The organism is Candidatus Nitrosocosmicus sp. R, assembly GCF_054408505.1.
This window is the reverse complement of the sequence record NZ_CP167090.1, coordinates 2,983,431-3,004,574: the sequence shown is the minus strand read 5'-3', so window position 1 is coordinate 3,004,574 and position 21,144 is coordinate 2,983,431. Positions and strand designations below refer to the sequence as shown.

At 35.7% G+C, this 21,144-nt stretch carries 22 protein-coding genes; 11 read left to right on the top strand and 11 right to left on the bottom strand.

Features of this window, described 5'->3' with window-relative positions; all coding sequences use genetic code 11:
* Positions 1–329 precede the first annotated feature (329 nt).
* Positions 330–809, bottom strand: a complete 480-nt coding sequence (locus AAGU22_RS15550; protein WP_458720009.1) for a DoxX family protein — start codon at positions 807–809, stop codon at positions 330–332.
* A 140-nt stretch (positions 810–949) separates the two neighbouring features.
* On the opposite strand from AAGU22_RS15550, the gene AAGU22_RS15545 reads away from it, so the two are divergent.
* The 3 genes from AAGU22_RS15545 to AAGU22_RS15535 all read left to right on the top strand — a co-directional run bounded on the left by AAGU22_RS15545 (position 950) and on the right by AAGU22_RS15535 (position 2,261).
* Positions 950–1,243, top strand: coding sequence for a hypothetical protein (locus tag AAGU22_RS15545; protein WP_458720008.1), 294 nt, complete (start codon positions 950–952; stop codon positions 1,241–1,243).
* Positions 1,244–1,312: 69 nt separating this feature from the next.
* Positions 1,313–1,495, top strand: coding sequence for a hypothetical protein (locus tag AAGU22_RS15540; RefSeq protein ID WP_458720007.1), 183 nt, complete (start codon positions 1,313–1,315; stop codon positions 1,493–1,495).
* A gap of 106 nt (positions 1,496–1,601) precedes the next feature.
* A complete protein-coding gene (locus AAGU22_RS15535) occupies positions 1,602–2,261 on the top strand; it encodes a thermonuclease family protein (protein WP_458720006.1) in 660 nt (219 codons plus the stop codon).
* Between the two features lie 291 nt (positions 2,262–2,552).
* Here the strand turns inward: AAGU22_RS15535 and AAGU22_RS15530 are convergent, their stop codons facing one another.
* Positions 2,553–3,191 (bottom strand): hypothetical protein, encoded by a 639-nt coding sequence (locus AAGU22_RS15530; protein ID WP_458720005.1) that lies wholly within the window; start codon positions 3,189–3,191, stop codon positions 2,553–2,555.
* A 104-nt stretch (positions 3,192–3,295) separates the two neighbouring features.
* On the opposite strand from AAGU22_RS15530, the gene AAGU22_RS15525 reads away from it, so the two are divergent.
* Both AAGU22_RS15525 and AAGU22_RS15520 read left to right on the top strand, forming a co-directional pair.
* Positions 3,296–4,291, top strand: coding sequence for a hypothetical protein (locus AAGU22_RS15525; protein ID WP_458720004.1), 996 nt, complete (start codon positions 3,296–3,298; stop codon positions 4,289–4,291).
* Between the two features lie 193 nt (positions 4,292–4,484).
* Positions 4,485–4,979 (top strand): DUF899 family protein, encoded by a 495-nt coding sequence (locus AAGU22_RS15520; RefSeq protein WP_458720003.1) that lies wholly within the window; start codon positions 4,485–4,487, stop codon positions 4,977–4,979.
* Between the two features lie 109 nt (positions 4,980–5,088).
* Here the strand turns inward: AAGU22_RS15520 and AAGU22_RS15515 are convergent, their stop codons facing one another.
* Both AAGU22_RS15515 and AAGU22_RS15510 read right to left on the bottom strand, forming a co-directional pair.
* Positions 5,089–6,507: a cupredoxin domain-containing protein gene (locus tag AAGU22_RS15515; protein ID WP_458720002.1), complete on the bottom strand. Its 1,419-nt coding sequence runs from the start codon at positions 6,505–6,507 to the stop codon at positions 5,089–5,091.
* 156 nt (positions 6,508–6,663) lie between these two features.
* A complete protein-coding gene (locus AAGU22_RS15510; RefSeq protein WP_458720001.1) occupies positions 6,664–7,089 on the bottom strand; it encodes a VOC family protein in 426 nt (141 codons plus the stop codon).
* A gap of 381 nt (positions 7,090–7,470) precedes the next feature.
* On the opposite strand from AAGU22_RS15510, the gene AAGU22_RS15505 reads away from it, so the two are divergent.
* The 3 genes from AAGU22_RS15505 (at position 7,471) to AAGU22_RS15495 (ending at position 11,544) form a co-directional block, all read left to right on the top strand.
* The gene (locus AAGU22_RS15505; RefSeq protein ID WP_458720000.1) at positions 7,471–7,830 is read left to right on the top strand and encodes a hypothetical protein; all 360 of its coding nucleotides are present in this window, start codon (positions 7,471–7,473) and stop codon (positions 7,828–7,830) included.
* A gap of 431 nt (positions 7,831–8,261) precedes the next feature.
* Positions 8,262–8,558: a hypothetical protein gene (locus AAGU22_RS15500; protein WP_458719999.1), complete on the top strand. Its 297-nt coding sequence runs from the start codon at positions 8,262–8,264 to the stop codon at positions 8,556–8,558.
* A gap of 550 nt (positions 8,559–9,108) precedes the next feature.
* Positions 9,109–11,544 carry an ATP-binding protein gene (locus tag AAGU22_RS15495; protein ID WP_458719998.1) on the top strand — a complete coding sequence of 812 codons (2,436 nt, stop codon included), beginning with the start codon at positions 9,109–9,111 and terminating at the stop codon, positions 11,542–11,544.
* 12 nt (positions 11,545–11,556) lie between these two features.
* Here AAGU22_RS15495 and AAGU22_RS15490 read toward each other — a convergent pair whose 3' ends face one another.
* Entirely contained in the window at positions 11,557–11,769 is a 213-nt protein-coding gene (locus AAGU22_RS15490; protein ID WP_458719997.1) for a hypothetical protein, read from the bottom strand.
* A gap of 230 nt (positions 11,770–11,999) precedes the next feature.
* Between AAGU22_RS15490 and AAGU22_RS15485 the strand changes: the two genes are divergently transcribed.
* The gene (locus tag AAGU22_RS15485; RefSeq protein WP_458719996.1) at positions 12,000–13,025 is read left to right on the top strand and encodes an LLM class flavin-dependent oxidoreductase; all 1,026 of its coding nucleotides are present in this window, start codon (positions 12,000–12,002) and stop codon (positions 13,023–13,025) included.
* A gap of 339 nt (positions 13,026–13,364) precedes the next feature.
* Here the strand turns inward: AAGU22_RS15485 and AAGU22_RS15480 are convergent, their stop codons facing one another.
* Positions 13,365–13,754: a hypothetical protein gene (locus AAGU22_RS15480; protein ID WP_458719995.1), complete on the bottom strand. Its 390-nt coding sequence runs from the start codon at positions 13,752–13,754 to the stop codon at positions 13,365–13,367.
* A gap of 448 nt (positions 13,755–14,202) precedes the next feature.
* Here AAGU22_RS15480 and AAGU22_RS15475 point away from each other — a divergent pair, with 448 nt between their 5' ends.
* A complete protein-coding gene (locus AAGU22_RS15475) occupies positions 14,203–14,724 on the top strand; it encodes a hypothetical protein (protein ID WP_458719994.1) in 522 nt (173 codons plus the stop codon).
* Between the two features lie 544 nt (positions 14,725–15,268).
* On the opposite strand, the gene AAGU22_RS15470 is transcribed toward AAGU22_RS15475, so the two are convergent.
* The 3 genes from AAGU22_RS15470 to AAGU22_RS15460 all read right to left on the bottom strand — a co-directional run bounded on the left by AAGU22_RS15470 (position 15,269) and on the right by AAGU22_RS15460 (position 18,699).
* Positions 15,269–16,939, bottom strand: a complete 1,671-nt coding sequence (locus tag AAGU22_RS15470; RefSeq protein ID WP_458719993.1) for a S8 family serine peptidase — start codon at positions 16,937–16,939, stop codon at positions 15,269–15,271.
* A gap of 278 nt (positions 16,940–17,217) precedes the next feature.
* The gene (locus AAGU22_RS15465; protein WP_458719992.1) at positions 17,218–17,433 is read right to left on the bottom strand and encodes a dodecin family protein; all 216 of its coding nucleotides are present in this window, start codon (positions 17,431–17,433) and stop codon (positions 17,218–17,220) included.
* A 285-nt stretch (positions 17,434–17,718) separates the two neighbouring features.
* Entirely contained in the window at positions 17,719–18,699 is a 981-nt protein-coding gene (locus AAGU22_RS15460) for a hypothetical protein (RefSeq protein ID WP_458719991.1), read from the bottom strand.
* Positions 18,700–19,061: 362 nt separating this feature from the next.
* Between AAGU22_RS15460 and AAGU22_RS15455 the strand changes: the two genes are divergently transcribed.
* A complete protein-coding gene (locus tag AAGU22_RS15455; RefSeq protein ID WP_458719990.1) occupies positions 19,062–19,187 on the top strand; it encodes a hypothetical protein in 126 nt (41 codons plus the stop codon).
* A 30-nt stretch (positions 19,188–19,217) separates the two neighbouring features.
* Here AAGU22_RS15455 and AAGU22_RS15450 read toward each other — a convergent pair whose 3' ends face one another.
* Positions 19,218–19,859: a DUF1326 domain-containing protein gene (locus tag AAGU22_RS15450; protein WP_458719989.1), complete on the bottom strand. Its 642-nt coding sequence runs from the start codon at positions 19,857–19,859 to the stop codon at positions 19,218–19,220.
* A gap of 119 nt (positions 19,860–19,978) precedes the next feature.
* The gene (locus AAGU22_RS15445; RefSeq protein WP_458719988.1) at positions 19,979–20,950 is read right to left on the bottom strand and encodes a DUF2182 domain-containing protein; all 972 of its coding nucleotides are present in this window, start codon (positions 20,948–20,950) and stop codon (positions 19,979–19,981) included.
* Between the last annotated feature and the right edge of the window lie 194 nt (positions 20,951–21,144).

Here is a 21,144-nt window from a genome sequence, read left to right as displayed (position 1 = left end):
AAAGTGGGAATTAGAATTCTAAATGTTAATGATATATGAATTCTTTCTAAAGTAAGCGTTAAGGATTTCCATTTCAATTAAAATTAATTTTTTGTTAACACTAATGCTTTTTTTGTAAGCCACCATGTCTGAAAGAGAGATTCAGGTCTCCCAACTTCGTCTTCTTTATTCTTATCTCTTATAGTATTTTCAAGTTCTTATTCTTCCAAGAAAAAAAGATAGGAGAATACCTAACCTTTTTGATGGAAACAGAAGTTCCCATATTAAGCTATTTCTCATATATATCACTTGCTCTTTAGGAACTCATGGCATTATCCAAAGTAACTACTTCACTTTTTGTCAGAACTGTCATTCTTTTTGTACGAAATTTTTGGGAAAATCTCTCGTTTTAGTATATCTCTTTCTATAGATAATCTGCCAGGTCCCGATAATAACAGACTAATTGAAATAAACATCAATAACAAATCAACTTCGAAGCCACCTTGTCCCATAAAACCATTGTCTGCTTTCACTATAAGGACAGCACAAATCATTTCTATAGTAAAAAGAATGGCGGTTATTCTTGTAAGTAGTCCAACTATTAATAATACTCCTCCTATTACTTCTAGTAGCCCTATTAGTAGAGCTAAATCTGCAGGAATACCAACGGATGCAAAGAAGCCTTGTGTGCCTTGTAAATTTTCAAATTTTGGTAAACCATGGATTATAAAGGCAATTCCAGCCATTATTCTTATAGGCAAAGGAGCGAACGCAGAAATTTTTTCTAAATGCATCACTAAAAAAGGAAAATCATCCGTTTTATATTTCATTAATTTTATTATTTCAGAATCCCAAGCTGCATTCTATTCACTTAACGTAGATTCAACTCAAAATTCTATGTCCTCCATTTAATCCCAAGTTTATATTTGACAACGGTGGAACTACAACTGAACAATTTATTACTGGTGGATTGTTTGTTACTCCTTCTCCTCTTCCTGTGGTAAATAATTATCAAGGGTCTAACGATAACGATAACGACAAAGATGAAAACTCTGGGTCAAGTGGTAGCAACGGTCGAGGACATAGTAATGGCAATGATTTAAGCTGTGAGGACATGGACGATAGAAACTTTCCGGTTGGAGGTAATGATCCAAATAACCTTGATGCTGATGGCGATGGCATTGGTTGTGAAACTAATGAAGGGAATGATAACCAAACAAATAATGATGATGAACAACAACCAGAACAAACAACAGATCCATGAAATGATCCTAAGTATGATTCAATTGACTGGCAAGATGATGACCCAGATAAGAACCTGATAATTGAAGTGATGGATGAAATTTTAGAAGAACAACAAAGTGAAGAACAGGAAAATTCGGGAAATGATGTACAACAAGAGCCAGATACGTCCAACAATGGAAGTGATGATGGCGGAGAATCTATCTATGAAACTGCAAATGAAGAAAATGATGATGAATCAGATAGTAATGATGAGGAGGAAGAAAATAATTAGTGATCACTATTGATGTAAGATGAAACTAAACTAGACAAGTAGATATTGTAGAATAACCCTACTTATTTTTTGTATATTTATATATCGAATATAATAATAATCAGTATTGCATCATTTCTTATTTTATGAGACAATATTTATTTTTCTAGTTTTTTTGGGAACTATTACCTTTTCAAATCAAGTCTGGGCGACTTCCCCAAATTCGGATTTAGTTACCACTTCTTCGTCAAACTTTAGTGGAACAGTAACAAAAGTCATAGATGGAGATACTCTTGATGTAACGACAACAGAGGGAGAAACAATAACAGTAAGGCTAGCATTAATAGATGCACCAGAAACAGATGAATCAGGATTTGATGAGGCAAAAAATTTCATGACAGAAAAATGTTTGGATAAGAATTCAGAGGTAGATCCAGATAATAATCAAGGACTTACCTATGGTCGAACAGTTGCAGTTGTATATTGTGACGGTGTTAACGTTAATGAAGCGATACTGGATAGTGGTTTTGCTGATGTTTATCAAGATTTCTGTGATGTATCTGAATTTGCTGATTCAAATTGGGCACAAGAGCATGGCTGTTCATCAAATAATAGTAATAAAGATAATAAGGACAAGGTAGAGTCTAGTGGTATCAATAATAATCAATTGGATAATGATGGTAAGGATTTAGATTGTAAGGACTTTGATGAGAAGAACATCCCGGTTGGAGGTAATGATCCAAATAACCTTGATGCTGATGGCGATGGCATTGGTTGCGAAGGATAATGGTACACCAACTGTGAATAATAAAGTGCAATATCTAACTATAACCTGAAAAACGATATGACCTCGCATTCGATTTTCTAAATCTCTTAAATTTATTATTTATTAATGACAAGTGCAGCTATGATATTGCTGTAATTTTTTCATAAAATCATATACCATATGTTGGCCCACAAATCTTATGATGATTGTCCATATCAAGAAACACTCATTCCATTTATTCTGTCATTGGTCCGCTGAACCATTTGTAGAAGTAATTCCATGCTCTAAAAAAGTGAGGAAGAAGGAGAGAGGTTATTTAAAAGGTGATGGTTTGAGTGTGACGGTTAGAGTACACGACTGAGACTCTCCTGGAAATATCCTATTTTCACATGATGAAGAGCCTAAATCCATGGCATAATTCTCAAGCAAGTAGGACAAATATACATATATTTTCCCTGGTGCCTGAACGGTATATTTTACACCATTTTCAGAATGTTTTGCACAAGCAGGAACAGCAGATACTTCTTTATTGCTTACTATCAATTCAGACCCTACACAAACACCAACGTTTTGTACATATCGATAATTATCATCACTAATTCCTTTAAAGATGGTAGAAATAGTCAAGTATGCATCTCCACTTTCTACAAAGTCTTCATCAGGAAGCGGTTCCTCAACTATCACCATGTCATCATTAGGCTTTTCCAATATTGATTTGTCCTTCACAAAGGGACTCTGTTCCTCTCCGTTTGGCTCTTTGACTATCACCATGTCATCATTAGGCTTTTCCAATATTGATTTGTCCTTTATCAAAGAAGTTTCCCTCTCATCTTGAGCGAAAACTTTTTGAAGTTTATTATCTGGGTCTAAATTGATTGAAGTTGTTGAAAGAGTAACCAATAAAGCAGTAAAAACAAGAAACTGAAAAATCAAAGATTTTTTATTAACCATTATCATATTTTGATTCTACTTCCATTACTATAAAGGCTTTTTCTATAACATAAGATCAGTTGACGAAATTATTTTATATATCCACATGAGTTGATAAGAAGTGTATGACAATTAAAAATTGTAAAGAACACTTTATTTTGTTAATTGCATTAGTATTAACAGCTAGTTGGATATTAGGTCCCTATTCGAATTTAGCATATTCACAAACGATAGGAGGCGTCGATTTAAGTAAAATTCCAGGATTGCAAAATTTAACCGGATTAAGTAATGTGCCTGCAGCTGATAATGGACAAGGTACAGAAGAAGGACAGGGTACAAATAATGTGCCTGCAGCTGATAATGGACAAGGTACAGAAGAAGGACAGGGTACAAATAATGTGCCTGCAGCTGATAATGGACAAGGTACAGAAGAAGGACAGGGTACAAATAATGTGCCTGCAGCTGATAATGGACAAGGTACAGAAGAAGGACAGGGTACAAATAATGTGCCTGCAGCTGATAATGGACAAGGTACAGAAGAAGGACAGGGTACAAATAATGTGCCTACATTGGACGATGCTTCTGATGAACCAAAATCCAATCAAATAAAGATATCTTTTATAGGAACAGTAACACAGATGGACGATAGATCGAATCTATTATATGGCAATGCGAAGGTCGGAACTCCAATAACTGGTGAATATACTTATAGACTTCCAACAAAGGATACAAATACAGATCAGACTGTGGGAGATTATCCACATGACAGAAAGGCATTTGGAATAACAGTCAATGTAGGGGGGTTCGTTTTTAAAACCGATCCCAAGAATGTCAATTTCTTAGTTGAACTTGTGAACCGGGACACAGATCACTATTTGTTAAGAAGTTACAATAATCTTCCACTATCTGATACAATCCCAATTGAGCATATCTCTTGGCAATTAGATGATGAAACAGGAAATGCACTTTCTAATGACTCATTAAAGTCAGCTCCAATTCCTCCCATTCTGCAAAACTGGAAAGATCCGTATGGCCTGACAATAACCGGCGGAGCTGATCGCGATCCTACTCAATCCTTCTTTGTACGGGCTCATATAGATTCCGTAAATTTGATTTCTTAAAGGATTGCTTAACAAACATCGTGTCATTTTTTTATTTATTTTGTGCCGATTTCTCGGTTCTATAGTTGGTTTGCTTAATATACGGACATTGAACCTCAGTTCGAGAGACATAGATTCATTCCATTTCCCCCTCCTCCACCCAACTATGTTTGAGTTCCTCTTTGATCACAGAACGGTCGACACAAAATTACAAATGGCATATCTATTCGCCCACTCCCCAAGCTGTTCCTTTTGGGCCGACAACTTCAATAAAATAATTATACACCTGAATCAAAGAGATGTTACTATGATTGCTGTATCACGTGCTCCATACAACAAGATAACTGCCTACCAAAAACGGATGGGTTGGGATTTTAATTGGGTCTCTTCTTCTGATAGTGATTTTAATTTCGACTACCACGTATCTTTCACGCAGGAAGAATTAGCAAAGAAAGAGTGTTTTATAATTATGTTGCACAAGACACAGGTGTTTCAGAGAAGGAAGGAGTCAGTGTATTTTTTTAAGGATCCTGCAGGTCATATTTTTCACACCTATTCAACTTATGCGCGTGGTATAGATATGTTGAATGTAGCATATAATTATCTTGACTTGGTTCCCAAGGGTCGAGATGAGAGAGGTCACGAATTTCTGCAATATTGGGTTCGTCGTCATGATGAATATGATGAATATGATGAATATGGTAAATAGCTACCACCTATCCTTATTTCTATTTATTCATACTCTAATGCGATATTGTCAAGTAGTTCTGGTCCGTGAATGCAAGAAAGGAGTTTAAATCCCATCTTCGCTATATTAGTTAACGGTTAATGATCTGACGGAGAGATTGTACCAGTTGAGAGAGAGTTCCATTATTGGACTTTGCACTAGAATTATTAACATCTTTAAGATTGTCAAGCATTCCACTTTTATTATTATTTGAACTATTAAAATCATTTGAAATGGGATTGACATTAGCTGGGCTAGTATTTTCATTATCTAGCAAGGATGAAGTACTATTAATCAGACTTGGTGCCTGCTTGACAAACACTATTCCTTTCAAACTAGCATCATTTTTATCAAAGTAATCAAAACGTCCAGGTTGAGTAAAGTTGTAAGAAAACTTATCACCGGTATTCATATAGTCAGAATCAAAAAGTGGAATTCCATCTCTACCCGTTGTGATGCCGTTATTTATGAAAGTATTATTGTTAATAGAAGTAACAGTATGTACGGATGAATGATTGTTGGTCCATACGACGATAGTGCCGATATCAACAACAATTTCATTTGGTACAAAGTTTACCGTTCCAAAGAAGCCGTTCTTCTCAGCCGCTTTTATTTGAATATCTACTGCTTTATCTTTTTTCAACTGGGCATTTTCACTACCTCTAGTATCGTTAATTTGGGAACTTTCATGAAGCTGACCTCCTGTTGATAAGTTCGCCTCTCCACCCTTTGAAGCAGACTCGGTTGTATTGTTTTTTTGTCCAATTTGACTATTAGTTAAATTATTTGGTACAATCGGGTTAGAACTGGTCGAATTAGACCCTGTAGAAGCTGAAGTGGTGGTTTCGTTTGTGCCTGTTATAGATTCTTCTAATCCAATTGTAGATGTATTGAGATTTGTAACTAAAGGTGGCGCTAGGCCTTCATCATAGGACGCGGGTAAGAGCAACTTGAATGAGTTGATCATTTGCTCTACAACAGGAAAGTATCTATCAAATTTTTCCTCTTGTCCAACGTAAGTAACAAAATATGCAGTATTGTTTAACAAAATTCCAGTTTCAAAGTTTTTAAGTGTAATCGGTTCTTGACCATCTTCGCCACTGAGAACTTCGGTAAAAGTCAGAGAATAAGCAGGTTGACTTGAAAGAGAGTCAGAAGTTGAAGATTCAATTAATGTAAAGTTATTGGCGATATCTTTGTAAGTGTTGATCGCTTCTGCTAAATACTCATTTAGGTCGACTTCAGAGAAAATTCCATCGTCCCTATTTATCGATACGTATTCAATGTAAGTATCATTGTAGGTTTCAAACGGCGATACAAACCCTGCGATAAGGTTGACTCGGTCTTCAGGCGTTATGTCTGTTTCATTCACTGACCAGGTTGATGGATAATTCATTGATACATTGTCATCGTAATTAAAATAATGATACATCTGTGTGGTCTGAACACCACTTACGTTTCCTTGATTTTGTCCCAGTATATAATTATCAGTAAGAGAGGGTATCAACAATAGAATTGATGGAATTAATGTTAAACAAATTAAATTACGATAAGTAATCAAATATTTCCCTATATTGCAAATAACTGTCTGATTGAAAAACCTTGCGCAAATATTCGAGAATAATTAGAAAAATAATTTTTTAGTTCGTTTTAATTTACCTTAAGGTTACTTCGACATCTTTGCAAAAGCCTCCTCTGCAGCCTTTTTCAGTTCTTCTGTGGTAAGATCTTTTATGTGCGTCATTATTGACCACCGATGTCCAAAAGGATCCTCAATGCTTCCAAGTCTATCTCCCCAAAATTGATCTGTTACTGGATCTAACACCTTTGCTCCTTCAGATACTGCAAGATTAAACGTTTTATCTACGTCCTCAACATACAAAACCAAAGAAACGGGGCTTCCCCCAATCATGGTAGGCGAAAGGAACTTCATCTCTAAAAACTCGTCTCCTAGCATAATCAATGAATCTCCTATTTCGAGTTCAGCATGAGCAACTTTCTTTCCATCAGGCATCATCATACATGCTCGCTGGTTAGCTCCAAATACCTTTTTATAATACTCGATAGCCTTTAACCCATCGTTTACAATCAAAGCGGGTGTGACGGAATGATATCCATCGGGAATTTTTTTACTTCAGTCATAGACCCTATTGATAGATAGTAGAATTTATTTTATCTAGGTACCTGCATTTTGAAAATGATTATGAAATATCCCCCTATTGTTATAAATATCTATGATTTGTGATTATAGCATTTTGTGCTGGTCATTTCTATAAGTTAATTTTCCATAGACTTGTAATTTAAATATGAATCCGAATTTTGCATTCACGACTTCATATTACATTCTCCTCATTTTTATCAAATTCATAAAGAACTGGATTCCTTGTTTTCGAACAAGACTCCATGGTTGCAAGAACTAACGAAATGATATAGGATATAAGGATAAATATAATATCACTAACATATGAATAAAATGAAATGCAAGAAAGAAATGCGTGTAGTTTTTGGAATCTTATTTGTTTTTGGGATGGTATTGATAGTAGCAAAAGGTACGTTGGATTCAGTGTATGGTCAGACAAATTCAACAATGAACCAAACCAGCACTCCGCCCACTACTAACACTAATACTACTACTACTCCAGCAATAACAACATCTGCAGAAGAAGAAGCAACTGAATCAATAAAAGGAGCAATAACTGAGACTGGATCATTCCTACGTAACGTTACGGAAAAAATAGCTACGTCAAAGTCATCAGGAGCAATTCTTAATGAAACTTCAGAAGTATTAGGTAACGTCTATGTTGAAGCTAAAAAATTCTTTAGCCTCAACTAACTAGTTGGCCTCATACTAACTAGTAGTACTATTCACACCCCGAAACAAGGAATTATTTAATTCAGGATAAATCTAAATTCGGGATATTCAAATTTTTCCCCATGTTACAATCTTGTAGACATAAAATTAATAAAACAGCCATTATGTTCACAGAAAAGCCACAATTATGCGGTATGGATTAATCTCACTCTTAATTAAGATCGAGCAAAAGTTTGACACTTAAACAAGGGTTCGATTTTGGTTCTAAATAAATGATGTCATCTTTTGTCCTAACTGCCTTTAATCTTATGATGCAATAATAGTTTAATAACTTAAATCCCAAAGGTAGCTGGTACTTTTGATGTTATATAAATTGCTATATATTGGCCATCATTATCAATCAAGTCCATTATTTACTAAATATATAAATAGTTACGGTCATAATTTAATTGATGGAATCATTACACATTGGAAATGATAAAAAATTCAATACTTTGGTACAAGGAATGTCGATCATGCTGTTACCTCTTCTATTTATGACTACACCGGGGACTCTTACTACAGTAAATGCAAGTAGTGATGATAGCGTAAGTTGTTATGAACGTGGAATAATCGATGGCGAAGATCATCCATTTAATCAAAGAACGTACGATAACTGTAGAGATCAGTACTATCAAGGCTTTATTGAAGGGTGCATGTCAGTAGACGGCAATTCAAGAGATTTATGTGAAAGCGCCACAGACGCTTAATACTTCTTGATTTAATAAATTTTAATATTACTAGAAATAAGAAAAGTTATTACAATAAATCTAAATTATTCTAATACATCAAAAGAACCAAATTAACTATGATGTAATTTAATCGTACAAGAATAAAAATAAGCCAAAATAATGATTTAAAAATAGTAGTAACTGTTAGGGTAGAAACTAGTGAATGTTAAGCAGATTATTTTCATAATTTTGTTTTAATATTTATATGCCAGTTAAGATTTTTCCAATACACACAATAGTCTTTTAACATTGTCGGATGTTTGTTCAGAAATAAATTACTACTTTGGATTAATGCATGATTACCTGTCACGTAGATAAACCTCCTCTCATCTCATCTCATCTCACCCTCTTCTCAAATAATGATCTAACTCTTAATACTAGGATGTCGATAGAACCCACGCCTTAAAGACACAGATTCCAATCTCATCTCCTCCTCCCATCCAATAACTTCGTGTTTTGACCAAAGGGTGAAGTTAACAAAAAAGCGATATGCTTAAATTCTACGAAATGATATTGATATTGTTGAGTATTGACTATCAAAGACAATACCGAGAAGGAAAAAACAGGAAAAAGGCATGGTGATGAAGAGAATAAAAAGTCGTCTTACCGATTAATCAAGGAAGATAAAAATCATAATTCTAATAATCAACATAGCGCTTGTTACGACAAAAATCTCAAAGCCATTAGAAGTGATAAAGATAAAAATAACAATAACTCAATTGGGGAGAAAACAGTGGTTGTCTATGGCGAGGATAAAACTACGGAATTAATTGTACATACACTGAATAATGCGAAAGATAGGTGGGATAATTACGCTGATTCCCAAGGGCCTACAGTAGCAATGGGCGTGGAAAAATTGAGGAAAGGCATGAGACATGCATATGAAAGGGGAGTCAAAATCAAATACATTTCTGAGATTACAAAACACAATATCAATTATTGTAAAGAACTGATGAAAATAGCTGAGGTACGTCATGTGGACAATGCGAAAGGGGGTATGGCAGTAAGCGAAAGCGAATATATTGCTACAGCTAAATTACAAGAAGCCAAACCTGTGTCCCACCTTATCCATAGTAACGTAATGGAAATAGTAGAGCAGCAGCAGTATGTTTTTAAGAGTCTTTGGGCCAATGCCATACCCGCAATACAAAGGATTAGGGAGATCGAGGATGGACATGAGAGAATAGAAACAAGGGTTCTTGATGATCAGGATGAAATAAACGATAAGATAAGGTCTTTGAGTAAAGATGGTGAAGAAATACTAATTTGCTCAGATACCGGCTTGCTAAAAATAGTACATGATTGTTTTTTTTCAGTATACCAGGAAATAATGGAAAAGTATGACAAGGGTTATCACAAGGGTGTAAGGTGGATCACAGACTTGAGTCGTAGAGAGGACGCCAACGTAGCCAAGTTATTCATGGACATTGGCATTAAAATAAGAAGTATCAGAACCCTGCCTCCACCAAACTTCCTAGTAACTGACCGAGTCTTTTTCTCAAATTCTGAAAAAATTGATCACAATCAAGATAGAAAAACCATTAAGCAGATGTTTACAACAAATGACGTCCTATACATCAACCAGTACAAACTAACATTTGAGGAACTGTGGGAAAATGGCATAGATGCTATAGACATAATAGAGGACACAGAAAGGGGACTTGATACTGAAAGAGTGGATATCATCTCAAGGTCAAACAACGCGGAAACCGCATATCTTGATCTGCTGAGATCATCAAATAAAGAGATAATGCTAATACTTCCAACTGTAAACGCGTTTCTAAGGCAGTGGAAACTAGGGGTGTTTGAATTGATAACCCAAGCAGCAGTAAACAGAAATGTAAAGATACGAATGCTGATCCCTAACAACGAGAAGACAGAGAAATTTGTTGAAAGATTGAAAAAACAAAGTTTGTTGATATACAACACAAGTAATAATGACAACAATAACAGCAAGAAAGTTCAGATAAGGCCCACCCAAACTTTAATTGAAACAGGATCCACCATTCTTATAGTCGACAAGAAGGTATCACTTGTAATGGAACTAAAGGATGATTCCAAAGAAAAGTTTCATGAAGCCATAGGGATATCGACATATTCAAACAGCAAAGCGGGCGTTTTATCTTATGTTTCAATATTTGAGAACTTGTGGAATCAAACCGAAATATATCAGCAGCTAAAAAAAAGTGAAGAGTTGCAGCAAGACTTTATTCGGATTGCTGCTCATGAATTAAGGAGCCCTATACAACCAATACTGGCAATTTCTGAAATGCTCAAATCAAATGTAAACTCAAAGGAATTAGGAAACTCTCAACAGATTCAGGTGAACAGAGAAGAGATAAATGACTATATTGATGCTATTATAAGAAATGCAAAAAAATTGGTATCATTAACAAATAGTATTCTAGATATTACCAGAATAGAAACAAACTCCTTGACTCTTAGGAAAGAGACCGTTGATCTAAGACTGTTTTTGCTAGAACAGGTGATGGAATACGAAAATCAATATACTAGTAAAATGGAACCTATGAACCCGCATAATATAACAAATTGTGACAGATACAAAACTCGCATGGTTTATTCACAATTAAACAATAACATAATTCACGATTCTCTTTTGGTTAGACTGGACAAGTCAAGGATCGCACAAGTTATTTGCAATTTATTGGATAATGCATTTAAGTTTACAAATGATGGTGACACTATAAATATTATACTAGATATAGAATTCATAAACGACCAAAAATGTGTGGTTATATCCATAAAGGACAGCGGGAAAGGCATTGACAGGGAGATACTACCTAAGTTGTTTACCAAATTTACAACCATGTCAGAAAAAGGAATTGGACTGGGATTATACATCACAAAGAGTATCATAGAAGCCCATAGTGGAAGGATTTGGGCAAGGAATAATGAGAATGGAACAGGTGCCACCTTTTCGTTCACCTTACCATGCGATCCATAATATAAGGATCCATCACTGGAATCTTGGCGACAACGGCAACCCTACTATCACAATGAACTTAACCTCATGAGCCTTGTTATTTTTGCTCATAAGATGGATATTTGGATCCTTCTTATCATCTAATGTTTCGATGTGCATCTGAAGGATGCTTTTATCCAAATAATCCTCTAACTGTCTCTCTGTCATTGGCTTTCCGAAGCCAAGACTTGTATTTAGAATTTTCATAGATAACATTTTATTATTATTAAATATTTGAAGATAGCAGTAACGCTTTAGGATGCATTCAATACGTAAACCATATACCATTTATATTGATTATAAGTTGACGTCATGATTATTCCTATTATTTATTGAAAGTATTAGAAGATTATGATAAAACTAGTATGGCAATTCATATTTACTAAGCTAAGAACTACTACTTTGTTTAAATAATATTCATATTTGATGTATATCAGATGCAAGTAGGAATTGACAGTTTTGCAGCTTTTCATGTTGATACCAAGAAATCAATAAGTTCATCCGAACGCTTGCAAAGATTGGTTGAACAAATTGAATATGCAGATCAAATTGGGTTGGACGTATTTGGAGTAGGCGAACATCACCGTTATGGATTCCTTGATTCTGCTCCAGCTGTCATCCTAGGAGCGGCCTCAGCACGAACTAAACATATACGCCTTACCAGTGCAGTAACGGTATTGAGTGCAGCCGATCCCGTAAGGATATTCCAAGAATTCGCAACTTTGGATCTTTTGTCTCAAGGTAGGGCGGAGATGGTAGTGGGCCGCGGCTCATTCATCGAGGCATTCCCATTGTTTGGCCTGAAGTTGGATGACTACGATACTCTTTTTTCAGAGAAGCTCGAATTGCTGTTAAAGATTCGTGAAAATGAACATGTCCATTGGTCTGGCAAATATCGACCTGCTCTGACTGGACAGGGAATCTATCCAAGACCCTTGCAGAATCCTCTGCCTATATGGATAGGTGTTGGTGGAACTCCGGAATCTTTTGTTAGAGCTGGTTTACTTGGATTACCTCTGATGGTCGCAATCATCGGCGGCCAAACACCCAGTTTCAAACCATTAATAGATCTATATAGAGAGGCAGGAAAAAGGGCAGGTCATTTACCACATCAGCTTAAAGTAGGTATACATTCGCTGGGTTATGTGGCAGAGAGCACTCAAGAGGCAGTAGATGACTTTTTTCCGGGCTATGCACATAGCATGAACGAAATAGGAAAGGAACGTGGATGGCCTCCAATAACTCGTAGGGATTTTGAAGCCCAGCGGGGCCCCAACGGAGCGCTCCTCATAGGCAATCCGGAAGAAGTTACAGAGAAAATTATTAGACACAGTCAAGCGCTCGGTGGTATATCCCGAGTTACTTTCATGATGAATCCGGCATCATTACCTCACGAAAAGCTTATGCGAGCTACGGAATTAATAGGTTCCCGAGTAGCTCCGGTCCTACACAAACTCGGTTAAATCGATTTACAGCATGTTTAAGATACACATTTCAGAAAATAGCTACTTATCATCGTATTAGAAAATATTGTTCTTTGTAAACACCACCAGAAGTCGATCATAAAACAGACGGAAAGTTAAGAAAATAAGAGAAACATAAAAGCGATCACTTGATAGCAACCATCTTAATGTTAGAGAAGGTAAGGGAATAAAATCTTGCTAAAATAAGAAAAGGAAAAGGAAAAGAAAATATGAGTTACAGAGAGAATTATTGAAGTTCTACTAAAAATAACAGTTAAATGAATATTGAAAATAAGAGATCTTTTAAAAATTCATCTTTTCTAAACTTAGTAAAGAGGATTAGGAAGTTAGAATCACTAGCATTCTAAGCTTTAACAGTGACTCCATTGCATCAATTCCTAATAATCCTATTGCAGTATCTTTTAGATCCATGTTATGGATTCTTTCTAGAATACCAGCCAGTACTGGGTGTTTTGTCCTCACCTCATTAAGACTTTCTTCAACTATCTGGTCAAGGTTCTTATCCTCCCCTATGAATGCCAATCTCCTAGCGCGAGTCTTCAATAAAGTCCTTACAGGATCAACTACTACGATTACGCTAAGGACTTCTTTCAAATCCATGTCTGGAATTCTTTCTAAAATGGCAGTAAAAATTGGGTACTTTGTCCTCAACTCATCACTCTGTTCCTTAACCTTCTGAGGGCTGGCATTTTCATTTGAACTAGTCATAAGTCACAATCTCCAACCACGGTATTTTAAGCTTACTTCTATTGCTATAGGATTATAGTTTCATGAAATCAGAGGTTTTTCTAATTCATCCAGTTCAAAGACATACGAGGTCTCTTGGTGTTGTACCTTGTTATGAATATATCAAAGGATTCAAATTAAATTATCTTTGATTGGAATATCTTGTAGAATCTTTCTATCCTACCATTTGTTTGAAGATAATGTAATGTACTTTCCAAGTATGTGTTTGATCTTTCTACTAACTGAAATGTATCTATTGCAACTGCTTTAGTTTAGTCGGAATTGGCATAGAACTTACCACCCTCCATTGATGACGGGAAATCGACCATATTTTTTATCTCAAATAGGGTAATTAGAAATTGTGCAGCGACATGTTCACAACGACGGATAAATATAAATAGAATGGTAGACACAATCTATGAGATTCCTAATGCAATTTTATAAAACAAAACAATGTATTATTCTACCTGTATTAGCCACAATCATCGCTTTTACCCTCCTAAGTTTACCGGGGTTAGGGAACCAATATGCAAACTCTCAATCTAATGAAACAAACTCGACCTCAAATACTACTACAAGTACTGGCGTTGAGCTGAAAGATATACTTCCCTCGCCTTTACATTTAAAGTCTGGCAGCAAATTTCAAATTATTGCAACAGTTGTTAATGATTCACCAAATAAGATAACATTTACTGCAGGAGTATGCGATTCACCTATATCTGCACAATTTCTCAACAATGTTGTAATAAGATATATGCAGGGCTGTACTGCAACTTCACCTCCTTTCGAATTACAATCTGGAGAAGAAGTTACTGTAGCGGGACCATCTTCTGGCACAATTTATCAAGCGATAGCAGCTGGACAAACAACAGCGAGCGCCACTTTTCATTACCAGACTGAGAATGGACAGATCGCAAACATTACACAACCGTTTGTATTCACAATAGGTTAGCATTATCGTCTAAATCCTTTTTTCATAGTTTGGTGGCTTCGCCACGACTTGACTACGTTCTTACTCGATAGAAGTAATACTGAGGGTTGTTCTGTACCAATGATCCCAAGTGTACCTGCACTTCGTGTATTCGTCTAACTTTCCCTGCAATCGAGTACCACATTCATTAAAATGCTCTTGTCAAACAGATTATGTGAAATCTATAATCATAAAATTGGAAATTACGACTAGTTTTTCGATAGGCTAAGAAGAAAAAACAGGTTTGATTGGATCTACTTACCATTAACTAATGTTATTCTACATTATTTCGGTTGTAAATGCGCTAAAATTTACAAAATATATTCTTTCTAATCTTTGAAAATTAAGTCAGTTCGGATCCAGAGGTAATTCTAATTTATGAATCTGTGATTATATGGTATGGATTCGAGTCCTACTCCCGAGGCTTAAAACAGGAATCACAGAAATAGTATAAAATACATATTTCATTTCTGCATCTATGCTTGTTTACATACTTGTTGGTTAAATATTGGTATTAACAACATCATCAATAATTTTTTACATACAACAATGGTTCCCTATAATTATCTCTATCACTTGTAAAGTAACCATGGCCTTTTCCATCACATGTTGTTGATGATGTTGATCCACTGCTTAATAACGCGTTGCGTACTTCTGAAGGTGAAGCACCAGGATGAGAGGCCTCATATAATGCAGCTGCTCCGGCAACATGTGGTGAGGCCATGCTTGATCCACTCATTGTCGCATATGAGTTCCCTTTGTAAGTAGAATATATCTTGGTTCCAGGTGCTGCCATATCTACAACTGCACCATAATTGCTGAAACTTGCCAGTGTGTCATCCCTTCCAAAACCCGTGCTAGGACCCGTTCCTCCACATTTGCCATCACTATCTCCAATGGCTGAAACAGCTATAACATTGGGATTATTGGCAGGGGAGAATGTAGAAGCATCTTTTCCCGAATTTCCCGAAGCTACTACAAACGTGATTCCAGCCTTTACAGCATTGTTTATCGCAGTATCAAACGCAGAAGATTTACATTCGCAGCCAAGACTAAGATTAGCAACCTCTATTTGACTTGCGTATTGCCTAATATAGTCAATACCTTTTATTATGGTCGATAAGGCTCCCGAACCGTTTTTATCCAACACCTTGATTGCCCACAGTTTTGCTCCAGGTGCTACTCCAACTACTCCTATGGAATTGTCTTTGGCTGCTGCAATTCCTGCAACATGGGTCCCATGACCGTTATCATCATTTCCTGACGACGTACCTAAGACAAAGGATTTCTGGTGATAGATGTTTAGATCAGAATGGCTAGTATGTATTCCACTATCCAGGATGGCTATGTCTGTATTGATGGCTCCACCACCATTCCCTGACTTGGTAGAGCTTAGGTCTCCATCAACCCTATTGACTCCACTTGGCAGTGTTTGAGCAAATGCTTTAACTGTCTTGTCTTTTTCGATATAATCTACAAATGGGCTTTGTTCAAGCACCTCGATAACTCTTTCATTTGGAACGCTAATTGCAAATCCATTTAATACATCGTCATAAATATGGAGTATTTCAGTCCCCTCAATATTTACCTTTTTTGCAACCTCTGAAAGAATGTCACGCAAATTCAAGGCGTCATCATTTAGTACTACAATGTATTGACCCGGTATTACCTCTCCCATTTTAGATGTTGAGGAAGAAGGTGGTGGAGAGGAGGAGGAGGAGGACGGTAACAAAGAATTAGATAAAACATCAGAGTAAGGCAATTTATCTAGGATAGAGGTAAGAATTCTGGGAGTTGTTGCTGTTGTTCCTTCATCTTTTTCGTTTCCAGAACCCGAGTTGCCTATCCCATCTATTGCATCATCAGAATAGACTTCATAATCATTAATTTTGCTTTCATCATTATTTTTTGAATCTACGGACTTTTCATTCAAAGTCTTTTCATGAGCATCTTTGTTACCAGTTTTATAATCTGAATTGCCTACATCATTGTTGTCTTTTTTATCTAGACCTGGAATCATGTCGTATAATTCTTTTAAATTGTTATTCTCTTTGTTGTTAATATCGCCATAAGAATTTTCATTATTGTTAAATTTATTATCATTATTTAAATTAAAAAAAGGAATATCAGGAATACCACCACCGCTTTGTGCATATGATATCGGTGCAGAAATAGATGACAAGAATCCCGTTGTCATTATAAAAAAAGTTACAATCAATTTTGTAATAATATTACGTTTTTTATTCACAAACACAAAATAATCATTTGGGCTAAAAGAAATGTCAAGATATCTTACTAAAGAATTCTTTCTATTTTAATAGCAGAATATCATATAAACCAAAACAGCAAATCATACTAAATTTTTGTATATATAGAAAGTCGCGATCACAATTTTCCTACCCAAGGCGTATCATGACAAAAAAATAAAGCTAATTTATGGAAAAAAGGAAATTCAAGTCCCTTATCTGGTGATTCTTAGGAATGTTCCACCCCAAAGGCTATCTTTACCGTAGAATGATATTCAGTTATTTTTCCCGTATTTGGATCCACCCTAGCTGTCATATCGGTTAACTCGATTCCAGTTATGCCGCGAATTGTTTTTGTCGCTTCAGTTAATGCTACCTGAACAGCATCCTCCCAACCCTTGTCCGATGAGCCTACTATTTCTGTTATTTTTGCTACATGTGTCATGTTTCAAATTATAGAATATATGTTAAATAGATAATCTAGTAACATGGTTTTTCGTAGGTAAATTGACCTTTATTTTGAAAAATAAAAGTTAATATTCTGAACAATGAATAAATAAGAAATTCAAATCAAAAATTTGCTTATTAGTTATCAAAAAAAAATTAAAACAGGTAAGATTTTAAATGCGATGATTACAGTAAATGATAAAGTTTACTTAGTTAGAAGACAGAATTTGATATATTAAATTTATTTTCAAATCAATATAGTCAGAATAATAAAAAAAGGATGTTAGTCTTGTGCTAACGCATTATTCCCACTATTTACTTGATTTTGGAAACTAACGTTGTTACAAGAAACAGTTGCATCTTCACCTGAAACACATTGGGAATTCTGTTCGCTATCTTGATCTTGGCCTATGCCTTGGTCAGTATCATTACCGCCCTTGCCTTTTTTACCGTTTCCGCCATCTTGAGCAGCTGCGTTGTTTCCATCATTATCCTGGTTTTGGACACTTACGTTGTTACATGAATTACCCAGACTACCACCAGAGACACATTGGGAATTCTGTTTTGACGATTGAGATTGGCCTATGCCTTGGTCAGCATCATTACCGCCCTTGCCTTTTTTACCGTTTCCGCCATCTTGAGCAGCTGCGTTGTTTCCATCATTATCCTGGTTTTGGACACTTACGTTGTTACAAGAGTCATTTGTATCATCACCAGAGACACATTGGGAGTTTTGACTAGAAGATTGAGATTGGCCTATGCCTTGGTCAGCATCATTACCGCCCTTGCCTTTTTTACCGTTTCCGCCATCTTGAGCAGCTGCGTTGTTTCCATCATTATCCTGGTTTTGGACACTTACGTTGTTACAAGAGTCATTTGTATCATCACCAGAGACACATTGGGAGTTTTGACTAGAAGATTGAGATTGGCCTATGCCTTGTGAAGCACTGTTTCCATTGCCGTTATTGTCGTTATTGTCGTTATTGTCGTTATTGCCGTTATTGCCGTTATCATTATCTTCATCGATGGTTTTAGAACCAAAATCGCCATCATAATCGTCATCATAGTGTGCTTTTAGGTTCTTGTCACATGCTTCTTCGTTATCTTTGTAGTAATCTTCATCATCCTTACATTGATCTATATCCACTCCATAATGTGCAAATGCGTTTTGAAAATTGGATGTTGTAGGACCAAGCGTCATTAATGTAGCAAATACTGCTACAGCTAATACTGCAGTTAATTTTGTGTTATTTGACTTTAACATTCTATTCTTGCCTTCTTTAGTAATAATATATGATATAATAATTTTTGAATATACTTTGCAAATTTAGTTCTATTAAAAAAATTTGTAATAGTTTTCTATAAAGTTCTTATAATACTCATTTGGAATAGTTGTTTATATTTGTCTACACATTCGGCAAAATTCTTCAATTAAAGATGACTACATTTTTTAGTCAGCCTAATTCTACTCTGATTAGTAACAATATCGATGTAGAAACGTAGGTTAATTCCACAAATTTGAAATATGAAAAGTTACTGAGTTACTAAATAGATGTATAATAACAACTATTCAGATAACATATGTGGTATAAATGAGTCTCAAAAATAGACCAGTGGAGGAAAATAATGCAGAAACCTGTGGAGAGATTGGGTATAAGACTCAAATCCATTTCATCATCTCCCGGCTATTCATCGGAACAACCTTCTGAAGAATATGCCATAGGATTAATCAAGACGATTCTTGGTAAATAATAATTGCAATGGTTAGCTGTGTAACACTATTTATGGACCTTCCCAAGCAAACGGTATATGTTTGCTAGATCTGCCCTCTCTTTTCCATTTAAAACCCATTGCATCCACTTCATCCTTTAAAGCTGTTCCCCATGTAGCTACTGCACCTGGGCCCACCTCACTACCCGGTGGATTTATTGTTTGAACCCGCTTACCCGCTGGGGTCATTGGACCGCCAAGAGCTTCTGCTTTTGCAAGTACTTTTCCAGGGATTTCTGCACTCCAGTAGCTCAAATCATCTGAAACTTCAAATTTTATGGGCGCAAAATCTATCCCCTTAATCTCGCCTATCAATTTGACTAATTCGGCCATAAATCCACCAGCCTTTCCACTAAATATCATTTGGAGAGCTTCTCTTTGTTCTTTGTCGGCACGTTCATCAAAAAAGAAACCAAGGTTTATTTTTGTAGCACCTGCCCATATATTACCTTCAAACGAACCTAGACCTATTGCATTCAACCCATCTAAAGATATCTTACCATAATTTCCGCTATTAATATGATATGCAAGTACACCCTCGCAATCGCCATAGGTTGGTTCTTGTGCAAATTCACAGGGACAAGGAATCTTACATTTACATACGTCAAACCAATCCCCCGATGCTTTCCAAGAAGGTATACTATTTGTGGTCATAGATACCGATTAGTCTATTAAAATTTAAAGTACATTATTTTGTTTAAAGTATTTGTCGTCAGAGCCTTTAATATAAAAATTTTTCAAGAATTTTGAGTTAAATGAATTTATTTTACTACCTATTTTGACTTGTTCATGTTCATGTTCACAGTATTGTCAATTACACCAACTCCTTTATCAGGATTTGAATTACTCATATCCATCCTCTCCATTTTATGTAGTGAACCCATAGTTTCATCCTCGGGTATAACCGATATTGTTCCTATCATTGCGAGTATACCTATGATCATAAAAACAATTCCAGTCGCTTTGGATACATAAATTCCCTTGGACCATATTTTTTCTGCAAAAATTATCCCTGCAAACAATCCCATCCAAAAAATATTCATCCAACCTAAGGCAATCATAAGAAGGAAGTAGGGCCAGCAGCATCCAAGACAATATAATCCATGATAGAAACCCATTGTTAGCCCGCTTCTTACCCTATTGCCCTTCCATCTTTTCATAAAAAAAGCCAAAGGAGATTCACAATATCCGAGGCATTTTCGTTTTAGAGAACTAAATTGATAAATACCTGAAATCAAAAGTATTAATCCTGCAACAATTTCAATATCTCTTGAACTGTAGGTAACAAGAAGACTATTCATCACAATAGACCATATTACTAGAAGGAAAATACCAGTCAATGTCCACACCAAAAGATAAGTTCCTATGAATGCAGCTGTTTTGATTGGTAAACCGAAAGGTAATGACATAAAGGAAAATCGTCCATTTTTTTGTGGTTTGGGAGTATCAACCGCGGGTTTAAAGTTACCTAGTACAGAACTTGTGTAATAATCACTTTTATGATTATGACTACTATCGTCAAGACTCTTTGATATCAACTTATTGTATAGCAATATCATGGGAATAATTGCAGGAAACATCATGGCAGCCATTCCAATAGTCCAGCTTAATATAAAAATTGAGGTTGCTATGGGATTTAAGGTCATCATTGCTTCCATCATATCTGGTTGTACTAAGGAAAAAATCCATGCAATTGCAGAAACAGAAATAATCGAGACTAAGATTATCTTTTGAACTTTATCCAATTAGGTTGCACTATTTTGTTTTATTAACTTGACCGATACTATAACTATTAAAAAATAAGGACGTTTGTATTCTATAATTGAATATATGCATTTTTACCAGAATGATCAAAATTAAGATATGGTGCAGTAATGCTCATCTTTTTTTACAGCCTCAGCAAGCTTCCAAATAGTCCTTTGGAAGTTGTCTTCGCGTA